Genomic DNA, 20,148 nt, shown 5'->3' with positions numbered 1-20,148 from the left:
CGTTAGATGATCCGATTACGATAGAAGAACAGAACCGGTCAATTCATTTGAAGCATGCATGCTCATGTAAGGAGTCACGTTGTGAATATGTCAAAACAAAAAGCGTATGCTGCTGCGATCGCATACGCCTCTATCATTGGTTTTTCCTTTTTGTTTGTCAAAATAGCATTAGAATCAGCAAACCCAATCGATTTATTGGCACACCGCTTTACCGTTTCTTTTGCAGCCGCTCTATTGCTGTATCCGTTTCTACGGAAAAAGTATCGCATATCCATTCAATGGCGTGATCTCATTTATATCGTACCGTTTTCCTTGCTTTATCCTGTTTTGTTCTTTGCTTTTCAAGTGTGGGGATTGATGTATACATCTTCTTCAGAGGCTGGCATCATTCAAGCGACGATTCCCATTCTGACGATGCTGCTGGCAGCCTGGTTTTTAAAGGAACGTGCGACATGGATACAAGTGCTGTTTACCTTTCTTTCTGTGTGCGGGGTGATGCTTCTCTTTGTCATGAAGGGAATTGATGTCAAGCATTCTCACTTCATCGGCTATGTGCTGATTTTACTTTCAGCCCTGTCATCCAGTGCATATAGTGTGTTTGCCAGAGTGATTACAAAACGATTCCATGTGATCGAACTCACCTTTGTGATGACCTTCTTTGGCTTTGTCTTTTTCAATGCCGCCGCGCTTACCCGGCATTCGATCAATGGGTCATTGCCGGAGTTTTTCAGTCCATTTACAGAAGCATCCTTTGTATGGTCGATGCTCTTTTTAGGTATTCTTTCATCTCTTCTTACCGCATATTTATCAAACTATGCACTCTCACAACTAGAAGCGGCAAAGGTCAGCATCTTTAACAATTTATCCGCGTTTATCACGGTCGCCGCCGGGGTTCTCATTTTACACGAAACGATTGATTGGTATCATCTCATCGGAGGGGTGCTGGTCATTGGCGGGGTGATTGGCGGGAATGTGGTGAAGAAACAGCATTCATAAGTAAAAGCGGCCTCATTAATGAGGCCGCTTTCTTTTTAATGTCTAATCAATTGCTGCTTGGCTGTAAGCTCAATGACATGTCTCATCTCTTCTGCAAATTGCTCAAGGTGTGTGTTGATATACATGTGGCCTCCATCGAAATTAGTGCGCTCGATGGTTTTTGCCCATTTTAGCCAGCCGCTGGCATCCTTCATGCATTTCTCATCTTGCTTCCCATTGAATAAATAAACAGGTGTGTCGATGATCGATTGATCTGTGTGCTGGAAGGTTTCCAGTGCCCGGTAGTCTGCACGTAAGGACGGTGTAAAGTAATCCATCATTGGTTTGTTCTCTAGTAATTCCTTTGGAATCCCGCCCATTTCGGCAATATGCTGTACAAATGCTTCGTTGGATAAATGCGTCAGCATCTGCCGTTTTGTTTGCGGAGGCTGAATGGCTGAGATCACCACTGCTGCAGGATAAATTCCTTCCTTTTCTAGCAGCTGGGTTAGTCTGTATACCACAAGCCCACCCATTGAATGTCCGAACAGAATAAATGGGCGGTTCAATTTGTTCGTGAGTCCTTCTTTGTACAGCTCTGCCAGCCGGTCAATGCTTGATTCAAGCGGCATGAGATTGGTGCCGTGCCCTGGGGGCTCTGCTGCTGTGATTTCGGCCACGTCTTTTAGCTGTTCAAAAAGCGGACGGTATGAGGCGGAATATCCGCCGGCAAAAGGAAAACAAATAAGCTGAATGAGATCTGATTTTTTTTCAAAGGTTTTCAATAACTGATTCATACGTCTTTACCCCTTTATAATCGTTTGAAGAATCCGTGCCAGTTCATCTGCCTGCGGTCTTTTCATCATGGTGACATGGTCGCCTTTGATGTGGTAATACGAGCACGACTCTTTCGTATAAGCCTCCCAGTCTGCGAACTTCTTCTGGAAATCGCTTGCGTGATCACTGCTTTGGACAATATAAAATGGCACAGGGAATGGTTCTTTTTCTAATTCAATGGCTTGTGACATGATCGTATTATGCGTTTGCATTTGCAAATATTTATCTAAATATTGATCATTCATGAATTGATGAACAACTTCATCCTTTTCTGCCTCTTTGAGAATTTTCTGCTTCACTTCTTGGAAGGTCAATCCTTGTAAAGCTTCTGGCTGAATGCCGACCAGATTCCCCATTCCAAGGACAAGCGCGAGCATTTTCACTTCTTCTTCGTTCATATCGGCATGAAGTGCCTGATCTGCCTCATCTCTTAGCACTGGCACCGTATCTAAAATGATGAGCCCTTTCGGTGCTTTCCCTGCATGGCAGAGCCGCTGATTCATTCCGTAGGCAAGATGCCCGCCCATTGAATGCCCTGCGAGATAGTCAATCCCCGGACGGTAGAACGTCTCAATAGCTTCAATAAAAAGGGTTACAAGCTCCGTGTAATGGAGGAATTGCGGCTCTTCATCCTCATATAGGCCAGGAGACTGCAAGGCATACACAGCACCTTGATGTGTCATGAGCTTAGTAACATCAATATAGCCCATCACCGTTCCACCAGCAGGCGGTGCAAAGAATATTCTCGGTTCGGCTGGATCGCCTTTTTTCAGATCGATCACGTAGTCCTTCGGAGACCTTTCGACGTTCTCAGCGGCTTCTGGCACTGCGTCCAAATGTGCGGCTAATTGCGCAGGCGCCGGGTGCATGAAAATCCATTTTGGATCAACACGAACACCTTTTTCTTTTAATTTGGCCACAGCCTGAATACTCATAATGGAATCGCCGCCCAGATCAAAGAAGGAATCATGCATACCCACTTGCTTCACACCAAGCACTTCCTTGAAAGCGGCGACAATCCGCTCCTCCGTTTCGGTGACAGGTTTGTCGTCATCATGGGAAAGGGACATTGTTTCTGTTGGCTCTGGCAATGCTTTTTGATCAACCTTCCCGTTCGTTGTCACCGGCATTTCATCCAGTACGACAAAGTAACTTGGAATCATATAGCTTGGCAGGCTTTCCTGCAAAAAGGCTTTCCAGCTCGGAACAGGGTTTTCTCCATCTGTCACAAGGTAGGCCGCCAGCCGTTTTGAGCTGCCATACGTTTTGGTGATGACTGTACATTCTTTGATTTGTGGATGCTTGAGCAGGGCTGTCTCAATTTCTCCGCATTCAATTCGGTAGCCTCTAATTTTCACCAGGTGATCTTTTCGGCCAAGATATTCAATGGTGCCATCTGACCGCCATGTACCAAGGTCGCCTGAACGATACAGCTTGTCTCCCTTTAGTTCAGGAAAAGGATTGTCAATAAACCGCTCCTTTGTCTGCTCTGGATCATGAAGGTAGCCTTTCGCAAGGCCGGTTCCGCCGATATAAATTTCTCCTTTGACACCTGCTGGTACTGGATTGAGCGCATCATCCAGTATGACAACAGTTGAGTTCGACACCGGTACACCAATTGGAACCGATTTTGCGCCTGCTGGCACGTGTGTGACTTGATGTGTTGTGGCTAAGGTCGTGTTCTCTGTTGGACCGTAAGCATTGACGAGCACACCTTCCATATGCGGCAATGCTTTTCGTGCATGCTCACTAGACATGGCTTCCCCGCCAACGAGTAATGTGCGGTAGCCTGCCACACTTTTTGGATCGTGCTCCACCAGTCGATTAAATAAAGCGGTTGGCAGACAGTTGGCTGTTACTTGATGCGTTTTGATGAACTGCGTTAATTCGTCCATATTCAGTGCTGCATATTTTGGGAGCAAAATCAGCTGACCGCCATTCAGCAGCATTCCCCATAATTCAAATGTAAAGGCATCAAAAGCATAGTTTGAGAGCTGAAGCATTTTGTCATCTGGACCGAGCTTGATATAGTTTGTTTCTCTAACCAAGCGGACAACTCCTGCATGAGGGAGCATCACGCCTTTTGGTGTACCTGTTGAGCCTGATGTGTAATTGACATAGGCGATCTGGTCTTCACCTATAATCGATGATTCTCTTTGATACACTGCATTTGTTTCTCGTATTGGCTTGTCCATGATAATCCTTGTACCTGTAAAGCCTACTAGACGATCTGCAAGATGAGACTGAGTGATGATCACATCGCTTTGCGTATCACGAACGATGAGACGGATGCGTGCATCAGGATATTCAGGTGACATCGGAACATATGCAGCACCAGATTTGATGATTCCTAGTACCGACACAATCATGTCAAAGGAGCGATCAAATAGCATCGGGACAAGGGAGCCTGGTCCAATTCCTTTTGACTGCAAGTAAGCAGCAAGCTTTGTCGCCTTCTTATCCAAAGCTTCATACGTCATATGCTCATCCATATAGGACAAGGCAATACGATGCGGATCACGCTTCACCTGCTCTTCAAACAATTCTTGAAGCGTCCGCTTTGGATATGGCGTATCTGTTTGATTTTTTCCTAGAATCATGGCCGCCTGTTCTACTTTGTCCATTAAGCAATAATCAGCAAATGTACGCTCAGGCTGTGCCGTCATGCCATCTAGCACATGGAGATAATAGTTCATATAACGATGAATGGTCTCTTGATCAAATAAATCCGTATTGTATTCCACATGAATCGACAGCTGCTCTTCCTGTTCAAATATATGGAGGGTGAGATCAAATTTAGATACTGTATGATGGACCATCACATGTTCACTTGTCAGCCCTTTAAGGTTTACATCGAGCGAATCGGTGACATACCCCATAGCCGCCTGAAAAATAGGTGACCGGCTTAAATCTCGATCTAACGAAAGGTCATCGACAAGCTTGTCAAATGGATAATGCTGATGCTCAAAGGCTTTTAACGTCATCTCTTTCACGTTTTCCAAGAGATCAGCGAACGTCTCTGCTGTTGAGACGTCCTGTCTCAGCGCAAGTGTATTCACAAACATCCCAACAAGCTTCTCTGATTGCTTGGCATCCCGGCCCGCGATAGGCGATCCAATGATGATATCCGTCTGTCCGGACAGCTTGTGAAGCAGGACGTAGTACGCGGACAGCATCGTCATGAACAAGGTCGTGCCCTGCTTTTTGGACAAAGCCTGCAAGCGGCGGATAAGCGGTTCATCCAGTACAATTTGCTCTGTAGCACCGTTAAATGTTTGAACCGGCGGACGAGGACGGTCAAACGGCAGCTCCAGCACTGGAAGTTCACCTTGTAACGTATTGAGCCAATAGGTTTGGTCTTTTTGATGATGCTTTAATTGTTCATTCTCCCAATGTACATAGTCTGTCCATTCGATTTCTAAGGCTGGGAGCTGCGGCGTTTCATCTGCAAGCAGTGCGTCATATGCCACTTCTAATTCCTGAATGAGCAGGCTGAGTGACCATGCATCTGAAATGATGTGGTGCTGCGCGCAAAGGAGATAATACTCCTCCTTGCCCATATCTACTATCGTCCACTGCGCAAGAGGCCCTCTTTCTAAATCATAGACACGTTCTGCCTCTTGCTGAATGAGCTGCTTGAGTCTTCTCGCTCTTGTTTTTTCATTAAATAACGAGAAATTGGCCACTGTCACAGATGGCGGAAGGTCTTCACGAATGAGTTGAACCGGCTTGCCGCCAAGTGATTTAAATACTGCCCGAAGTGCTTCATGCCGTTTTGTTAAAAGACCAATCGCTTTTGTTAATGCTTGAATGTGTAATGGTCCTGTCAGCTTCCAAGCACCTAATATATTGTAATGATGGCTCTTTTCTAATGTGGATAAGAACCAAATACGCTTCTGGGCATGAGACAATTCATAGCTTGTTTGCTTTTCAAGCTTTGGAATTTCAGCCTCCTGAACGGCTGGCGCCCCTTTGATGTCATCAACCATTTGCGCCAGATGTGCCAGATGTTTGCTTTCAAATAATATTTTTAAAGGCGCCTTCATTGAAAATTCATGATTGATCCGGGAAATGGTTTGAGTCGCTTTTAGTGAATGTCCGCCAAGGTCGAAGAATTGATCCTCTTTGTACACGCGATCTACATCTAAAATGTCCTGCCATATGGCGGCAAGAACCTGCTCTGTCTTCGTTTCTGGTAATTGCTTTTCAAGACTTTGTCCATTTTTGTGATGATTCAGTTTGAGGGCTTCATGATCAATAAAGCCATCTTGTTTTTTCGGTATTTCCTGTACTTGCTGAATGTCCCATTTGCCTGCTGCGGCGCTCGTGATCTCTTCAACATGCACTTCTTTGCCAGGCTGAACGGTGTAAAAAAGCTTTTTCTCAAAGACCGGTATTGGAGCTGGCTGAAGATACCCGGCGATGTCTGGGTTTGCTCCGTCCAGACCAATAAATAGATGCGCTTCATTGAGCCGGACACCTAAACATAATGAATGGAGACCTTGTTTCTTTCCAATCAATTGAAATCCCTTGCGAACGGTGAGAGCTGCTCCGGTATGCCCCTTAGACAAACCGAGATTATCCCACATACTGAAGTTCAAAGAGATTGCTCGTCTTCCTTCTTGAAAGGTGAGAGCGTGCGCGAGTCCATCTAAAAAGCTGTTGGCCGCAGAGTATGCCCCAAATGTTGTGCCGCCAAAAAAGCCATTGACCGATCCAAAAAAGACAAACGGTACTGTCGGATCATACTTAAAGGCTTCCTGCAGGACCCATGCCCCGTCTGCTTTCCCTGACATTTCTTTTGTGAAATCCTCTTCTGACGTATGAGCCAGTGTATACTTGTCCGCCTGCTGAAAATGCTCAGACACATTACCAGCACCGGCCAAATGCAGCACACCCCGGATCGATTGTCCAAAATGCTTTTCTGCTTGATAAATCGCCTGTTCGACGTCACGTAAGTTGGTCACATCTGCTTGGATATAAATGACGTCACCAACATCTTTTAGCTGTGAGAAGGCTTCTTTCTTTTCCAAGCTGTCTTCCAGAGATGTCCGTCCAATCAATACGAGCTTTAAGCCAAATTGGAGCATCTGCTTAGACAGCTCAAACCCAATTCCGCCAAGTCCTCCAGTCAATAAATAAAGACCTTCATATTCTAAAAATCCTCCTGTTTGAGGCGCTTCAATCATATTGACTTTTTCCAGCTTTGGTACGAATCTGTCCCCATTTCGGTAAGAAACCTCTGCTTTTATATGAATCGCAGACAATTCTTCCGCAATATGCTTGGCATCCTGTTCTACATCCTCCGCTTCAATATCAAGATGAGACACCTCTGCTCCTTCCCATTCTTGCGGAATGGTTTTTAGCAGACCGACAAGCGGCGTTTTCTCCACATGAAGATCGTCTCCAGGCTTCACAAATTGACCGCCTTTTGTCACAACGACAAGACGGATGGGCTCTTTATTTGCTTGTCTCAATGCTTGATACAAGTACAAAATGGATTGACCCGTGCTGGCATGCAGCTCTTTGAACTGCGCAGGATCCACGATGTCTTCTTTGTCTGACACATTCCACAGATGGAGCATGCGCCCGGTCTTTAGTTCATCTGCTTCAAGTGCGGCAACGAGCCTGACGTAATCCCCCTTGATTCTCGGATTTATCTGGTACATCCCTTTGGACAGACGCAAAAATTCATGCCCTTTTCTCACAGAAATATATGGCTGTTTCTTTTGCTCAAATTGTGCGTAAAGCGATTGATATAGTCCTTTTTCATCCTCGAAAACGAGAACATGGTCAGCAAAAGGCTGAGTTGGACCGATATGCTCCTTAGCCCAAATGCGTTTGAAAAACCAGTCTGGGAGTGTTTGTTCATTTTCAGAAGCAAGATCCAGTGCCTGTTCAATGTCACGGAATGCTCCATCTTTTAGTGCTGCGCCTAACTGGGCACGCTGGATTTTCCCACTCTCCGTTTTTGGAAATTGGTCTTTTTTCACCGGAATGATGTGATCAGGCTCTATTCCGATTTTTCGAATGATGGCCTCTCTCATCTGTTGAATTATCGTGATTTGTTCCTCTATTGAATCCCTTTGTGAGACAAAAAAGACGGCAAGCGTGTCATTGCTTGATTCGGGATTATAAATGCCGTACGCAGCGGCAAAGGTGACTTCAACCCCGTCCACCTCTTCAACAACCGCTTCAATTTCGTAATTCAAATAGTTAGCGCCGTTGATAACAATGATGTCTTTTTCTCGACCTGTCAGAACGAGACGCCCTTCATGAATAAAACCTAAATCCCCTGTGTGAAACCAGCCGTTTTCCGCAAAAACTTCTTGATTGGCTTCTTCATTTTGATAGTAGCCCATCATAATTGTTGGACTCTTCACTTGCAAGCGCCCAACCTGATCTTCTGGCAGCACCTCGTGATGCTCATCTACAATTCGAATCCATACAGAAGGAATCGGCGTGCCGACTTCTGTAAACGTCATCTTGTTCGGATGATCGTGCGTCACATATTCGATCTCACTTGTTAACGAGGTCTGATCGATCGTCAGCTGTCCATCCTGTTCACTGTTCCGCATAAATTTCTTTGACTGAACAATGGCTGAGGATGTTTCTGACATGCCGTAAGCAGGTACCATCGCATGACGGCTTAATCCATGCTGCCCCATGATATGCATGAAGCGCTGCGTGACTTTCGGAACAACCGCTTCGGCTGCATTCATAATATAAGTCAGAGTAGACAGATCCCAGCTCCCCTTGCGAATGTCGTCCTCATATTCATTCATCATGGCAAAAGCAAAGTTTGGTGCCCATGTCCTTGTGACACCGTATGTTTCTACCCAATCCAGCCACACCATCGGCCGCTCGATAAATTGATCGATAGATGGACTAATCTGCTGGCAGCCAAGGTAGACGTCATGTACATGAAACATGACAATTCCACCAACATGATCAAGCGGCATCCAGTTAAGCGACACATCCTCATGTGTAAAGCCGTTAACCTGCTCAAAAGCAATAATTCTAGATAAAATGCTTTGATGATGATGACGGATACACTTTGGAACACCCGTACTTCCTGAAGACAGGAGCTGCAGCACAGGCTCATCCGGCTCCGGCTCATAATGCTGTTCATCTGGTTCATACGCCAGCAATGCTTCAATTGTTAAGATAGGCATGACCTTTGCTTCAAATGTCTCACGCAGCCCAGCAATGTCCTCAGCACTTGCTTCATTCGTAATAATGAAAGGTTCATTTTGCAGCTGAAACACGCCCTTCAGCTTATTCACACCTTGATTCATTTCATCATAAACAGGAGGCACAGAGACCGGGGTCGGAATGATTCCTCCGAGAATACAGCCCCAGAATACCGTGATAAAATCTTGATGATCTTTCAATTGAAGTAGCACTTGATCACCGTTTGTCAGTCCTGCTGCCCTTAAACCGCACAGAACCCGTTCAGCGCTTGTTAGTAATTCAGGATAGGTTTGGGTCAACGTACGCCCGTCTTCTTTCATATAGGTCACCCCGCGGTCTGGTGACATAAAGGCTGATCGAATCAGCACCTCTGTCAGTGTGACAGGTGTGCCTGGTTTTTTGATCACATCTCCGCCATACACAAGTGCGGGCGGCTTCTCATGTAGAGATGATGGTTTTGTTTCGCTCGCTTCACTTTTCGAAAGCGGTCCGTTCCCTTGGGTACGCTGTCGATCAGGAAACAGATCATCTAAGTGATAGGGCGTTCGTTTTTCTGGCTGACTTTCAATGAAAGCAGCCGCTTCCTCTACACCATCTATAGCTTTGGTGCGCTCTTCTATCTTTCTTAATTCCTCTTGATCTATGATTTCAATTGAAAGCAGTGCCTCTTTGTCGACTGCTCCACTTTCTGTCTTTGGCAAAGAAGGTAATAAGACGAGAGCGGCTGGCACTTCATGAGGATGAAGCGGACCTTTCATCAGATCCTCTCTTGTCAGCGAAGGGTCCTTCGCCTGTGCAAATAGCACAAGCGATAGACTGCCTTCTTGATTTTTCTTCGGAATGATTGCACATTCCTTAAGCGGAAAATGAAGCATCATGACTTGCTCTAATGCTTTGAGATCCAATCGTTTTCCGTTGATTCTGACGATATGATTTGCTGCATGTCCTTTTCGTCTACTCACTAACATCGTTTCTTCTCCTCCTACATCCAATCCAAAATCTGAATCTTGTTTTCTTCAGTCCAAACGCCGACATCCCCTGTCGGATAGAGGTATTCACCAGTTTGATGTTTGAATGGATGCGGAATTTTATGCGTCTCCATCCAATCGGCAAGCTCCCCGCAAAGTGCTTTGATGTCCTTTGCACCGATAAAAATATCTCCAGGAAATCCTACCGGCATGAGCTGATGCGCTTCGCTCAGGACATATATTTCCGTTTCACAGGAAGGATCATGCACACCTGAATAGACCTCTTCTTGATCTGGGTACAGCACGCTGACTTGTGCATTTTTCGCCCAATCGGTGATCATCCGCTCTTTTTCTTCATTCGTGACGATCGTGAAGGAAGAGAGGGGTGTCTCCATTTGTTCTGTCATGGCTTCAAGTGTGTGGATCAGCTGCTGCATCAGCGATTGTATTTGCTTTTCTGTATATTGATTGAAGCGGTATGTGACCCGCAGCTCCAGCGTCTCTCCCGGAACTGCCACAAGGGTCAGGTCATAGTTCGTTTCTTCATGACTCGCAATGTCTAAAATGCGTATACCGTAAGGCTCGATAGATTCAATCGGATAGTTTTCAAACACGACAATACTGTTAAACAATGAATCTCCATTCGGGATGTGAGTCAGCTGCTGAATATCTGGCAGTACGGTATATTCGAATTCTCGCATCTGAAATACTGTTTCCTGCGTATGTGCCAGCAGCTTGGAAATGGTCCACTCTGGCGTGATCGGCAAACGGAGCGGCAATGTGTTAATAAAGAGCCCTGTCATGCTTTCAACCTGTGGTAAGTCCGCCGGCCGTCCTGATACTGTCACTCCGAACACGACATCCTCTGACCCTGAATGAAGATGCAAAAGCAGCCCCCACGCTGTTTGAATCAGGGTGCTCATTGTCACCTTCTGCGTGCCTGTCATCTCTTCGAGTTTCTGCTGCATTTCGGGCGTTAGTTTGATACTTAGCTGATCAACACCTGCTTCTAGATCCGAAGCTGGCCCGTCTTCTCCTGGAAGCGGTGTAGCCTCCTCTACTCCTGACATATAACCTTTCCAGAACTCTAGCGCCTTCTCTTGATCCTGCTTTTGCAGCCACTCGATAAAATCTTTATATGGACGTACAGCAGGAAGATCCATCTCCCGTTCATCCACAAGAGAGCGGTACAAAGAAAAGGATTCTTCAATAAAGCTGAACAAGCTCCAGCCATCGATTAAAATATGATGAAAGCTAAAAACAAACGTGCATGTGTTTTCATCACGATGGAATAAAGCAATACGAATCAGCGGTTCATCCGTATTTTCTAGTTTGAAATCCTTTGACCGATCTGTTTGCAAATATTGCTGAATGGCTTCCTTCTGATCCGTTTCACTCAGATGGCGCACATCGTGCTGAGTGAGCTGAATACTTCCTTCTAATTGAATCAACTGAACAGGCTCCTTTAGCCCTTCCCAAGCAAATGTTGTCCGCAAAATCGAATGACGCTCTACTAGCAGATTCCATGCCTTTTCATAGGCTGCGCCGTCCGTTAAGCCTTCGAGTGTCATATGCACTTGACCAAAATACGCCTGTGACGCTTGATCTAATAATGCATGAAACAGCATCCCTTGCTGCATTGGAGATAGTGGATACACATCCACTACACCATCTGGAAGTTCATCGATTTGCTTTTGCGTCAGCTGAACCATTGGAAAATCAGATGGCGTAAAGCCGCCTTTTGTCTCTACACAATGCGTCAGAATATCCTCCATTTTTTCTTTGAACCGTTCAGGTAACAGGCGCACCTCTTCATACTGAAGCAGTTCACGATGGATCATAAAATTCATCTGAAGCTGACCGTTCACAACATATCCGTACACATCGATCAAATGCTGTCTTTCTGCTTTTGGATCATGTACAAGTCCATTTCGTTCATCTGCTAAATAAAGATGTGCTTCACCGTCTATTTGATCTAACTGTCCAAGATAATTAAAGCTCATCTGCGGCGCTGCCTTTTTGAGTAAACGAGATGCTGTCATGTATTGAAGCAAGCCATAGCCGATTCCCTTTTGCGGCACAGCTCTTAAGGTTTCTTTGACATCTTTGATTTGTCTCTCAATATCGGTTTGAATAAAAGGAATAAAAATAGGATAAGAGCTTGTAAACCATCCGACTGTTCGTGACAAATCCATCTGTTCAAATAAATCCTCGCGTCCGTGCCCTTCTAACGTGATGAGCAGCGGCTTTCCAACGGCTTGCGTGAGTCCTGATAAGAGTAAATCGTTTACCTCTGTTCGGTACGCTTGTGATGCCTGCCTTAGTAAAATATCTGTTTGATTCTTCGTCAATTGAATAGACAGGATCTCTGCATGTTCTTCTATATTGAAAAGTGCAGGGGTTTGAAAAGGAGAACCCTCTTCCTCTTGGCTCGTGATCTTTTGCCAAAAAGGAACCTGCTCTTGTAATTGATCGGTTTGTGCGTATTCATAAAGAGCATCTGCCCACTGCTGATAGGACGCAGTTTTCTTTGCAAGCGCGATTTCCTGCCCTGCCGCAAGCTGCTTCAGTCCATTTAATAGGTCTTCCTGTATGATGCGCCATGAGATTCCATCCATCACAAGATGATGGGCAGCGATAAAGAGTTCAGACGTACCATCACTTGTGTGAAAAAGAATGGCTTTGATTACTTCTCCCCGCTCTAATGACAACGTTTCTTGACAAGCGGCGGTCTCCATGCGGATTTGTTCCAGCGCTTCCTCATGAGAAACACTCGTCAAATCAAAGAAGGTGACACAAGGGGTGATGCCAGGCGCACGAATGGTTTGAATCCATGATCCATCTGCTGTTTTTGTATACATCGCTCTCAGCATATCGTGATGATCGACAATTTTTGAGAGAACCTGTGTCAGCTGCTTTAGCTGTATAGATTGCTTGAATTCCATATGCGCTGATAAATTCCAATAATCTTGGTTTGTCATTGATTGCTCAAAGAACCATGATTGGATTGGAAGCAGACGAACATCTCCTGTGACAGGCGATTGATCATAGGACGCAGCAGCATCTGACCTTTTCATAGCGAGTGCCAGCTGTGAAATCGTCTGTTTTTCAAATACATCTCTCGGCTGAATGACGTAGCCTTCCTGTGCTAAGCGCGCCACCATTTGTATGACAATAATCGAATCCCCGCCAAGCTCAAAGTAGTTATCATGTACGCCAATCGAAGGCGTACCGAGCAGCTGAGTCCACACTTTTTCCAGTACGCGTTCTTCCTCACTGAGTGCCCTGTCAGCCGGTATGTCCACTTCTTCCTGTCTCCACTCTGGCGGCGGGAGACGTTTTTGGTCTACCTTGCCATTTGCCGTTAGCGGGAGTTCCTCCAGCTCTATTAATAGGCTTGGCACCATATAATCTGGCAGTATTTCTTTTAATTGATAACGAATGTCTTGCGTGGTCATGCTGCCCTTTTGGACAAAATAACCGATCAATCGCTTGTGACCACTCTCATGCTGATGCGGAATGACCGCACATTCTATGATGTCTTCAAAGCGCAGCATGGCGGCTTCAATTTCTCCGCATTCGACGCGGTGTCCGCGAATTTTTACTTGATGATCAATTCTTCCAAGGCAGTCGATGATGCCGTTTGGCAGCCAGCGGCCCATATCGCCTGTTTTATATAAACGCGCTCCTTCTTGGAAAGGATGCGGGATAAATGATTGCGATGTTTTTTCTTCATCTCCAAGGTATCCGAGTGCAAGCCCTGTACCGCCTACGTAGATCTCTCCAATGACACCTTGCGGAACCGGCTGCAGCTGGTCGTCTAGTACATAGGCCTGTGAATACGCAATTGGCTGACCGATAGGAACCGAAGTCGTCTGCCCCTCATCCACTGCCCGAATGTGATGCACACAGGAGAACGTCGTATTCTCAGTTGGTCCATAGCCGTTTAATAGGCCTTCAGGCAGATACGGCAGCGCTTTACGGATATGAGCAGCTGACAAAGCATCACCACCGACCAATAATGCATCAAATCCAGATAAAGCTTCTGGATGTTCCTCTGTTAATCGGTTAAACAGCGGTACTGTCAGAAATCCTGTTGTGATCTTGTAAGATGTCAGCGTGTCAGCCAGTGTATCCATTGATAAGATCGTATTTCGATCGGTCAGTATCAGCCTTCCGCCGTTGAGCAGGGCTCCCCATATTTCATACGTAAAGGCATCAAAGGAAAAGCTCGCGATTTGCAAAATACGCGTTTGTTCATTAAGGGTGACATAATCTGTTTCACATACAAGCCGGATGACCGCTTGATGCGGAATTAAAACTCCTTTTGGCTGACCGGTTGATCCTGATGTGTAATTGATATAAGCGAGTCCATCAGGTTTTAAAGCAGCAGACTTGAGTTCTGCCTCTGATAAAAACTCTTCATACCCCTGATCAAGACAAATGAGCTCGGTTTGACTGATCGAGACTTGTTTCAGCCATTCATTTTTTGTCAGTAACAGCTGAATACCTGTATCCCTCAGCATATAATCAATGCGTGCATCTGGATATTCAGGATCAATTGGGACGTAGGCCCCGCCTGCTTTCACAATCGCCAGCACCCCAAAAATCATTTCAGGCGACCTGTCAATTAGAAGCCCTACTGGTTCATGCGGCTTCACTCCTCGCTGCTGCAGATAAGCAGCAAGCCGATCGACTTTCTCTTGTAACTCCTGATACGTCCACTGTTTTTCCCCAGATTCGAGGGCGATCGCATGAGGTGTCTTTTTCACCTGCGCTTCAAACCGTTCTGTGATGAGAAGCGGGCCTGCTGGTTGTTCTGTGCTGCCGCTCCATTCATAGAGCAGCTGATCCCTCTCTTTCTCTGGCAGGTAATTCATTTGTCTGATTGGCTGTGCTGGATTTTCACAAATACACGCAAGCAGCTGCTCGTAGTAACGAAGGAACCGTTCCATCGTGTCGTCAGAAAATAAGTCTGCATCATACTCCAGTTTTACTTGAAGACCCTCCGCTCCTTCAAAAACAAACAGGGATAGATCGAATTTGGCCGTATCATTATCTTCAATGGCTAAAACGGATGTCGCCTCACCCATCGGAGAAGCTTCAAGGGGCAGGTTTTGCAGAACAAACATGACCTGAAACAGCGGCTGCTTGCCAGCCTCACGTACAATATTCAGCTCATCTACCACCATCTCAAACGGCACATCCTGATGCGCATAGGCGCCCATTGTTGTTTCCTTCACTCGCTCTAATAGCTCTGTGAAAGCTGGATTGCCGCTATGATCAATCCGAAGTGCCAGTGTATTCACGAAAAATCCGATGAGCTGCTCCATCTCCGTCCGATTTCTCCCGGCAATGACGGATCCAATGACAAACTCATCCTGTGAAGACAATCGATGCAGCAAAGTAGAGAAAGCCGAAAGTAATGTCATATAAAGGGTGCTGTCTGTTTTCTGAGAAAGAGCAGCCAACTGGTCAGACAGCGGCTTCGACAAGCGGTATTTTTTCGTTTTTCCCCTATAGGATTGAACGGCCGGACGCGTGTAGTCATACGGCAACATCAACTCTTCCACAGGTACCGCAAATTGCTCCTTCCAATAGGAAAGCTGCTTCTGAAGCGTTTCTCCCGTCAAATACTCCTTCTGCCAAAGTGCGTAATCTGCATATTGAATCGGCAGCGGTGAGAGATCAGGCTCCCTCCCTTCGATCATCGCTGTATACCACTCGGACAGCTCCTTTGCGGCAATGCCAATCGACCAGCCATCTGATACGATGTGGTGAATGGACATCAGCAGCAAATGATCTGTGTCTGACAGCCGAATTAGTTTCGCGCGAAAAAGTGCATCATGCTCTAAGCGGAAAGGTGTGCCCGCTTCTTTTTTCGCCCACTCAGCCGCTTTTTGTTCTTTTTCTTCCTGTGATGAAAGATCTGATATATCGACAACCTCAAGCGCTGGAAGAGTCATATGCTCATGTATGATCTGTACCGGTTCATCGCCGTTCATTGCAAAGGATGTTCTGAGTGATTCATGCCTTTGCACCATTTGCTGCAGGCTGCGCTGAAGCACCTTCACATCTAAAGGTCCATTCATCCGAAAGGAAATCGTATTATTGTATAATGGCAGATCAGGCTGTAATTGATAGAGAAACCACTGTCTTTGCTGAGCATAGGACATCGGAAGCTCCTGACCCTTTTCTATTTTCCGTATCGGAATCGCTTCATCGGCTTTGGCATGTGAATCAATCCAGTCGGCTAACTCTCCAAGTCTTGTATGCTCAAAAAGAACAGCGAGCGGCACGTCAAATCCCGTTTTCTGTCTAACAGCAGACAGCATTTGCGTTGCCTTGAGCGAATGACCTCCGAGTAAAAAGAAATGATCACCACAGCTGATGTTTGAGACATCAAGCAGTTCGGACCAAATATGTGCCAAAAGTTTCTCCGTCTTAGTTTGAGGTGCTCTGTCCTCTGAATCATGTCCACTTTCCTCTATTAATTTATTGAAATACACTTCGTCCGGCATCCCATCCTCTGTTTCTTTCCAGTATTCTTCAGGATATAGATGGACGGAACATTCACCAGAGAGACGAGACTGTATACACGTATAAATGGATTGATACAGCCTTTCTTCAAAAGCCTTTGTTTGATCGGTTTTGAAAAAGACATATACGGCCTGCTCTGTTTGTATTTCCCCTTGTATCATCTCTTGAATTTCCTGCTTCGACCGATCCAGCCCGATATAAATGAGAGGAGCATCTGTCATCAAGCATGCCAGCATTGTTTGAATGCCCGCCCGTTTTGGAATCGGGAGATAACCTCTTTCTTTTAGCATGCCTTTGATCATTGAGCCTTCACTCATTCCGGTCTCATCCCACATGCTAAAGCTAAAGCAATACGGCTTTACAGTAGATGTCAGCCTCTGATAATGAGCAAATTGTTCAACGAACTCATTGGCTGCGCAATAAGCGCCAACGGTCATCCCGCCCTTTAACGTTCGAGCTGACGAGCTGGAAAGGAATAAGACATTGTGCCGTTTAGAGGCTGCTTCATGAAGCGAAATCGTGCCATATACCTTCGCTTCGTACATCGCATGTAATGAAACAGACGTCATGTCACGAAGCAGCTCTTCTTGAATGATGCCAGCGAAATGAATAACGCCATGCAGCCTTTTGCCTAAAGCCGTCTCCTGTCTTGAGATCAGGGTTTCAATGGCTTTTGCGTCAGTAATGTCTACTTTTTCATAAAGAACTGTGCCGCCGCGCTTTTCCGCTAGATTCTCAAGTGAAATCAATACGTCATGCTGCTCCGCAGATAAAGCCTCTCGCGCCTTTCTTCCAACCAGCACAAGATGCGCTTGATAGGATGTCAGCAGGTGCTCACTCAGCATTCGTCCAATGCCGCCAAGCCCGCCTGTCATCACATAAAGCCCGGAAGATTCAAATGGCGGTTTCTTCACCCTTTGTTCTTTTTCTAGATGAAGCGGTGTTAAAAGAGGAGTATAACGAACACCTTCGCGATAAGCAGCGATATGATGGCTTGTGTCATGTGTGAGCTCTGTCATGATCGATGATGCATGAGAACGGCCAGCATCGGGTTCTGTCAGAGAAAAATCAAGACACCGCACCTTGATAAATGGCCATTCATGCTGAACAGCTGTCATCAGTCCTGCTGTCGTTGCTTTCTCCACATCATGTGTTTGATCTTCCGGCAAGTTCATCGCATGAGCAGAGACAAAGGTGATCTCTACCGGCTCCTCATAGGCAGCGATCGCTTTTGTTACATATAAGGCACTCATGCTGCCAGTTTTCTGTGCTTTTTTTGCCAATGCTGCATGAAGTGTGTCTTCTTGAGTTGTGTAGTTCCAAAGGTGAATGATTTGTTTCACCGAAACGCCATACGAACGGAGTGTCTCAAAGAGTTGTTCGTAATCAGACGGCCGATTCGGGTGGATGATGAAGTGTGTATGTGTGAGTTGTGTGAATGCTTGACCCGGTTCAACCGTAATATACGTTTGTTCATTGCTTGAAAGGGATTTTAATTGATCTGCCAGCCCTAATGTGTCTGCAAAGATCACCATGTTCCCTGCTGTTTGTTTTTCAGCTTCATGAAGCGGAGCAGGTGTCCACTCCTTTTGTAAACTCCAATCAGGCAAGGTGTGTTCATTTTCAAGTCTAATGTCCAGCTCCTTGATGATTTCATCAAATTCGCCTTCCTGCCATCGCTTCTTAAGCTGTGCCCTTTCTATTTTTCCAGAGCTTGTTTTCGGAAAGGCATGCTTCTGGACAGGAATCACGCGGGATGCAGACAGCCCCATTTTTGTCGCAATATGGGATTTAATATCCTGACTTGCCCTCATGATATAAGAAGGTTCATACAGCTTCGGTGTAAAAAAGAGAATCAGCTCGTCGGATGCAGATGCTTCCATCCGGGCGGAACAGGCCGCTACAAAGCTCGTTTCGACGCCGGGTACTTCCTCTGCAATGACTTCTATTTCATAGTTGTGATAATTTTTCCCGTTGATGATGATCATGTCTTTTTCTCTTCCGGTTAATGTCAGCCTTCCTTCGTGCAGAAAACCTAAATCCCCCGTGTGAAACCAGCCGTCTGTTTGAAAGACTTCTTGATTCGCTTCGTCATTCTTGTAATAGCCCTTCATTGTCGTCGGCCCTTTAATTTGCACACTGCCAATATGATCTTCGGGAAGAAGCTCATGCTGATGATTCACGATACGAATCGTGATACCCGGAATCGGTCTTCCCAGCTCTGTAAAGCTGACGGTTCCTGTCTCACGTGCCTCCGCTGGTCTTAGCTGCTCTGTGAGTGATGTTTCCTCAAAGGTTAGAACCCCGCTGCTTTCATCTCCCCGCTCTATCGCAAAAGAGAAGACAACGGCTGAAGAGATTTCAGACATGCCGAATGCCGGTCTAATGACGTCTCCCTTTAAGCCGTGTGGAGCCAGCAAGTGTAAAAATCGGTGAATCGTCTTCGGTACGACCGCTTCTGCCCCATTGATCATACAAGTCATAGCAGAAAGATCCCAAGATCCTGACGAAATGTCTTTCTCATAATCATTGATCATCGCAAATGCGAAGTTAGGCGCCCATGTTTTCGTTGCACGGTAGCGGTCCATCCAGTCAAGCCAGCGCAGCGGCTGAGCGATAAAATCATCTGTTCTTGCCCGAACCTGCTCACAGCCCGTGTACACATTGACTAGGTGAAACATCACAATACCGCCAATATGATCTAAAGGCATCCAGTCTAACGACACATCCTCTTGTGTAAACCCATTGGCTGCCACTGTTCCTTTGACATTCGCCAGCACGCTTCGATGAGAATGTTCTACGCATTTGGGCATCCCTGTACTTCCAGACGTTAAGATAAAAAAGACTGAATCATCCGGTGACGCGGGATAAGCTTCTATATCTCTTTCTAAAGAAAGCATCGGCTCAACGGCTGCAACACGTAACTTGTCTGTATGCCACAATAAAGCTAAGCCTTGCACCTCATCAATCAGCGAGTCATCTGTTAAAATGAGCGGATGCTCCAGCAGGTGCCACGCATGATGAAGTTTCTTCACGGAGGCATTCATTTCCCGATAGGTCGGTGCAGCGGACACTAGTGTTGGAACAAATCCGCCTAACACACACGCCCAAAAGGCTGTTACCATCGCGTGATTGGATGAAAACTGAAAGAACACAGGATCACCCGGTTCAAGTCCTAATGCCCTCAAACCTGTCAGAACCCGCTCAGCGTCCTCCTTTAACTGCGTGTAGGATTGCGTGAGTTCATTCTCACTATTGACGATATAAGTCAGACCATTTGTCGTTTTTGCCGCCTCTGTTAAGGCGTCCTGTAAGGTTTGGGCTCCTGCGTTAACATCTAGATCCCCTCCATAGGAAAGGGCGGGCGGCATGTCCGCTAAAGCAGGGGAAGCCGTTTGCGTCTGTATCGATTCAGCTGCGGCCTCCTGCTCCATGTGATTGTCGAGAAATAAATGAGAGAGGTGATATGGCCGCGGTCGAATGGTTTTTTCACGAGAAAAAACAGCGAAGCGTTCGATTTCGTTGGTTTGTAAAATGGTTCTCTGTACATCTTGTAAAATCGTATCCATTGTTTCATGTACATTTGGTTCGTTCATAATTGATGGTTTCATATGAGTTCCTTTCCTTTTTTGAC

4 protein-coding genes are annotated in these 20,148 nt (G+C 46.0%); 1 reads left to right on the top strand and 3 read right to left on the bottom strand.

Annotated elements, in window-relative coordinates:
- The first annotated feature begins 87 nt into the window (after nt 1-87).
- On the top strand, nt 88-996 hold the full coding sequence (locus tag MHB69_RS02020; RefSeq protein ID WP_251027263.1) for a DMT family transporter: 909 nt from the start codon (nt 88-90) through the stop codon (nt 994-996).
- A gap of 35 nt (nt 997-1,031) precedes the next feature.
- Here the strand turns inward: MHB69_RS02020 and MHB69_RS02015 are convergent, their stop codons facing one another.
- From MHB69_RS02015 to MHB69_RS02005, 3 genes are read right to left on the bottom strand one after another with little or no spacing between them, the layout of a single operon-like run.
- Nucleotides 1,032-1,772: an alpha/beta fold hydrolase gene (locus MHB69_RS02015; protein WP_144496802.1), complete on the bottom strand. Its 741-nt coding sequence runs from the start codon at nt 1,770-1,772 to the stop codon at nt 1,032-1,034.
- Between the two features lie 6 nt (nt 1,773-1,778).
- Nucleotides 1,779-9,974, bottom strand: coding sequence for an amino acid adenylation domain-containing protein (locus tag MHB69_RS02010; protein ID WP_342495946.1), 8,196 nt, complete (start codon nt 9,972-9,974; stop codon nt 1,779-1,781).
- 14 nt (nt 9,975-9,988) lie between these two features.
- Complete coding sequence (locus MHB69_RS02005; RefSeq protein WP_342495945.1) at nt 9,989-20,125, bottom strand: amino acid adenylation domain-containing protein; 10,137 nt, start codon at nt 20,123-20,125, stop codon at nt 9,989-9,991.
- Nucleotides 20,126-20,148 lie beyond the last annotated feature (23 nt).

Source organism: Bacillus sp. FSL K6-0994, from assembly GCF_038630815.1.
In the GTDB taxonomy this organism is placed as follows: Bacteria; Bacillota; Bacilli; order Bacillales; family Bacillaceae; genus Bacillus; species Bacillus safensis.
Note: the sequence above shows the minus strand (reverse complement) of the source record. Positions and strands in the feature narration are given on the sequence as shown.

Bases quoted from the DNA above. Each gene is read 5' to 3' on its own strand.
- MHB69_RS02020 (WP_251027263.1), top strand. From the start codon at position 88: ATGTCAAAACAAAAAGCGTATGCTGCTGCGATCGCATACGCCTCTATC.
- MHB69_RS02015 (WP_144496802.1), bottom strand. From the start codon at position 1,772: ATGAATCAGTTATTGAAAACCTTTGAAAAAAAATCAGATCTCATTCAG.
- MHB69_RS02010 (WP_342495946.1), bottom strand. From the start codon at position 9,974: ATGTTAGTGAGTAGACGAAAAGGACATGCAGCAAATCATATCGTCAGA.
- MHB69_RS02005 (WP_342495945.1), bottom strand. From the start codon at position 20,125: ATGAAACCATCAATTATGAACGAACCAAATGTACATGAAACAATGGAT.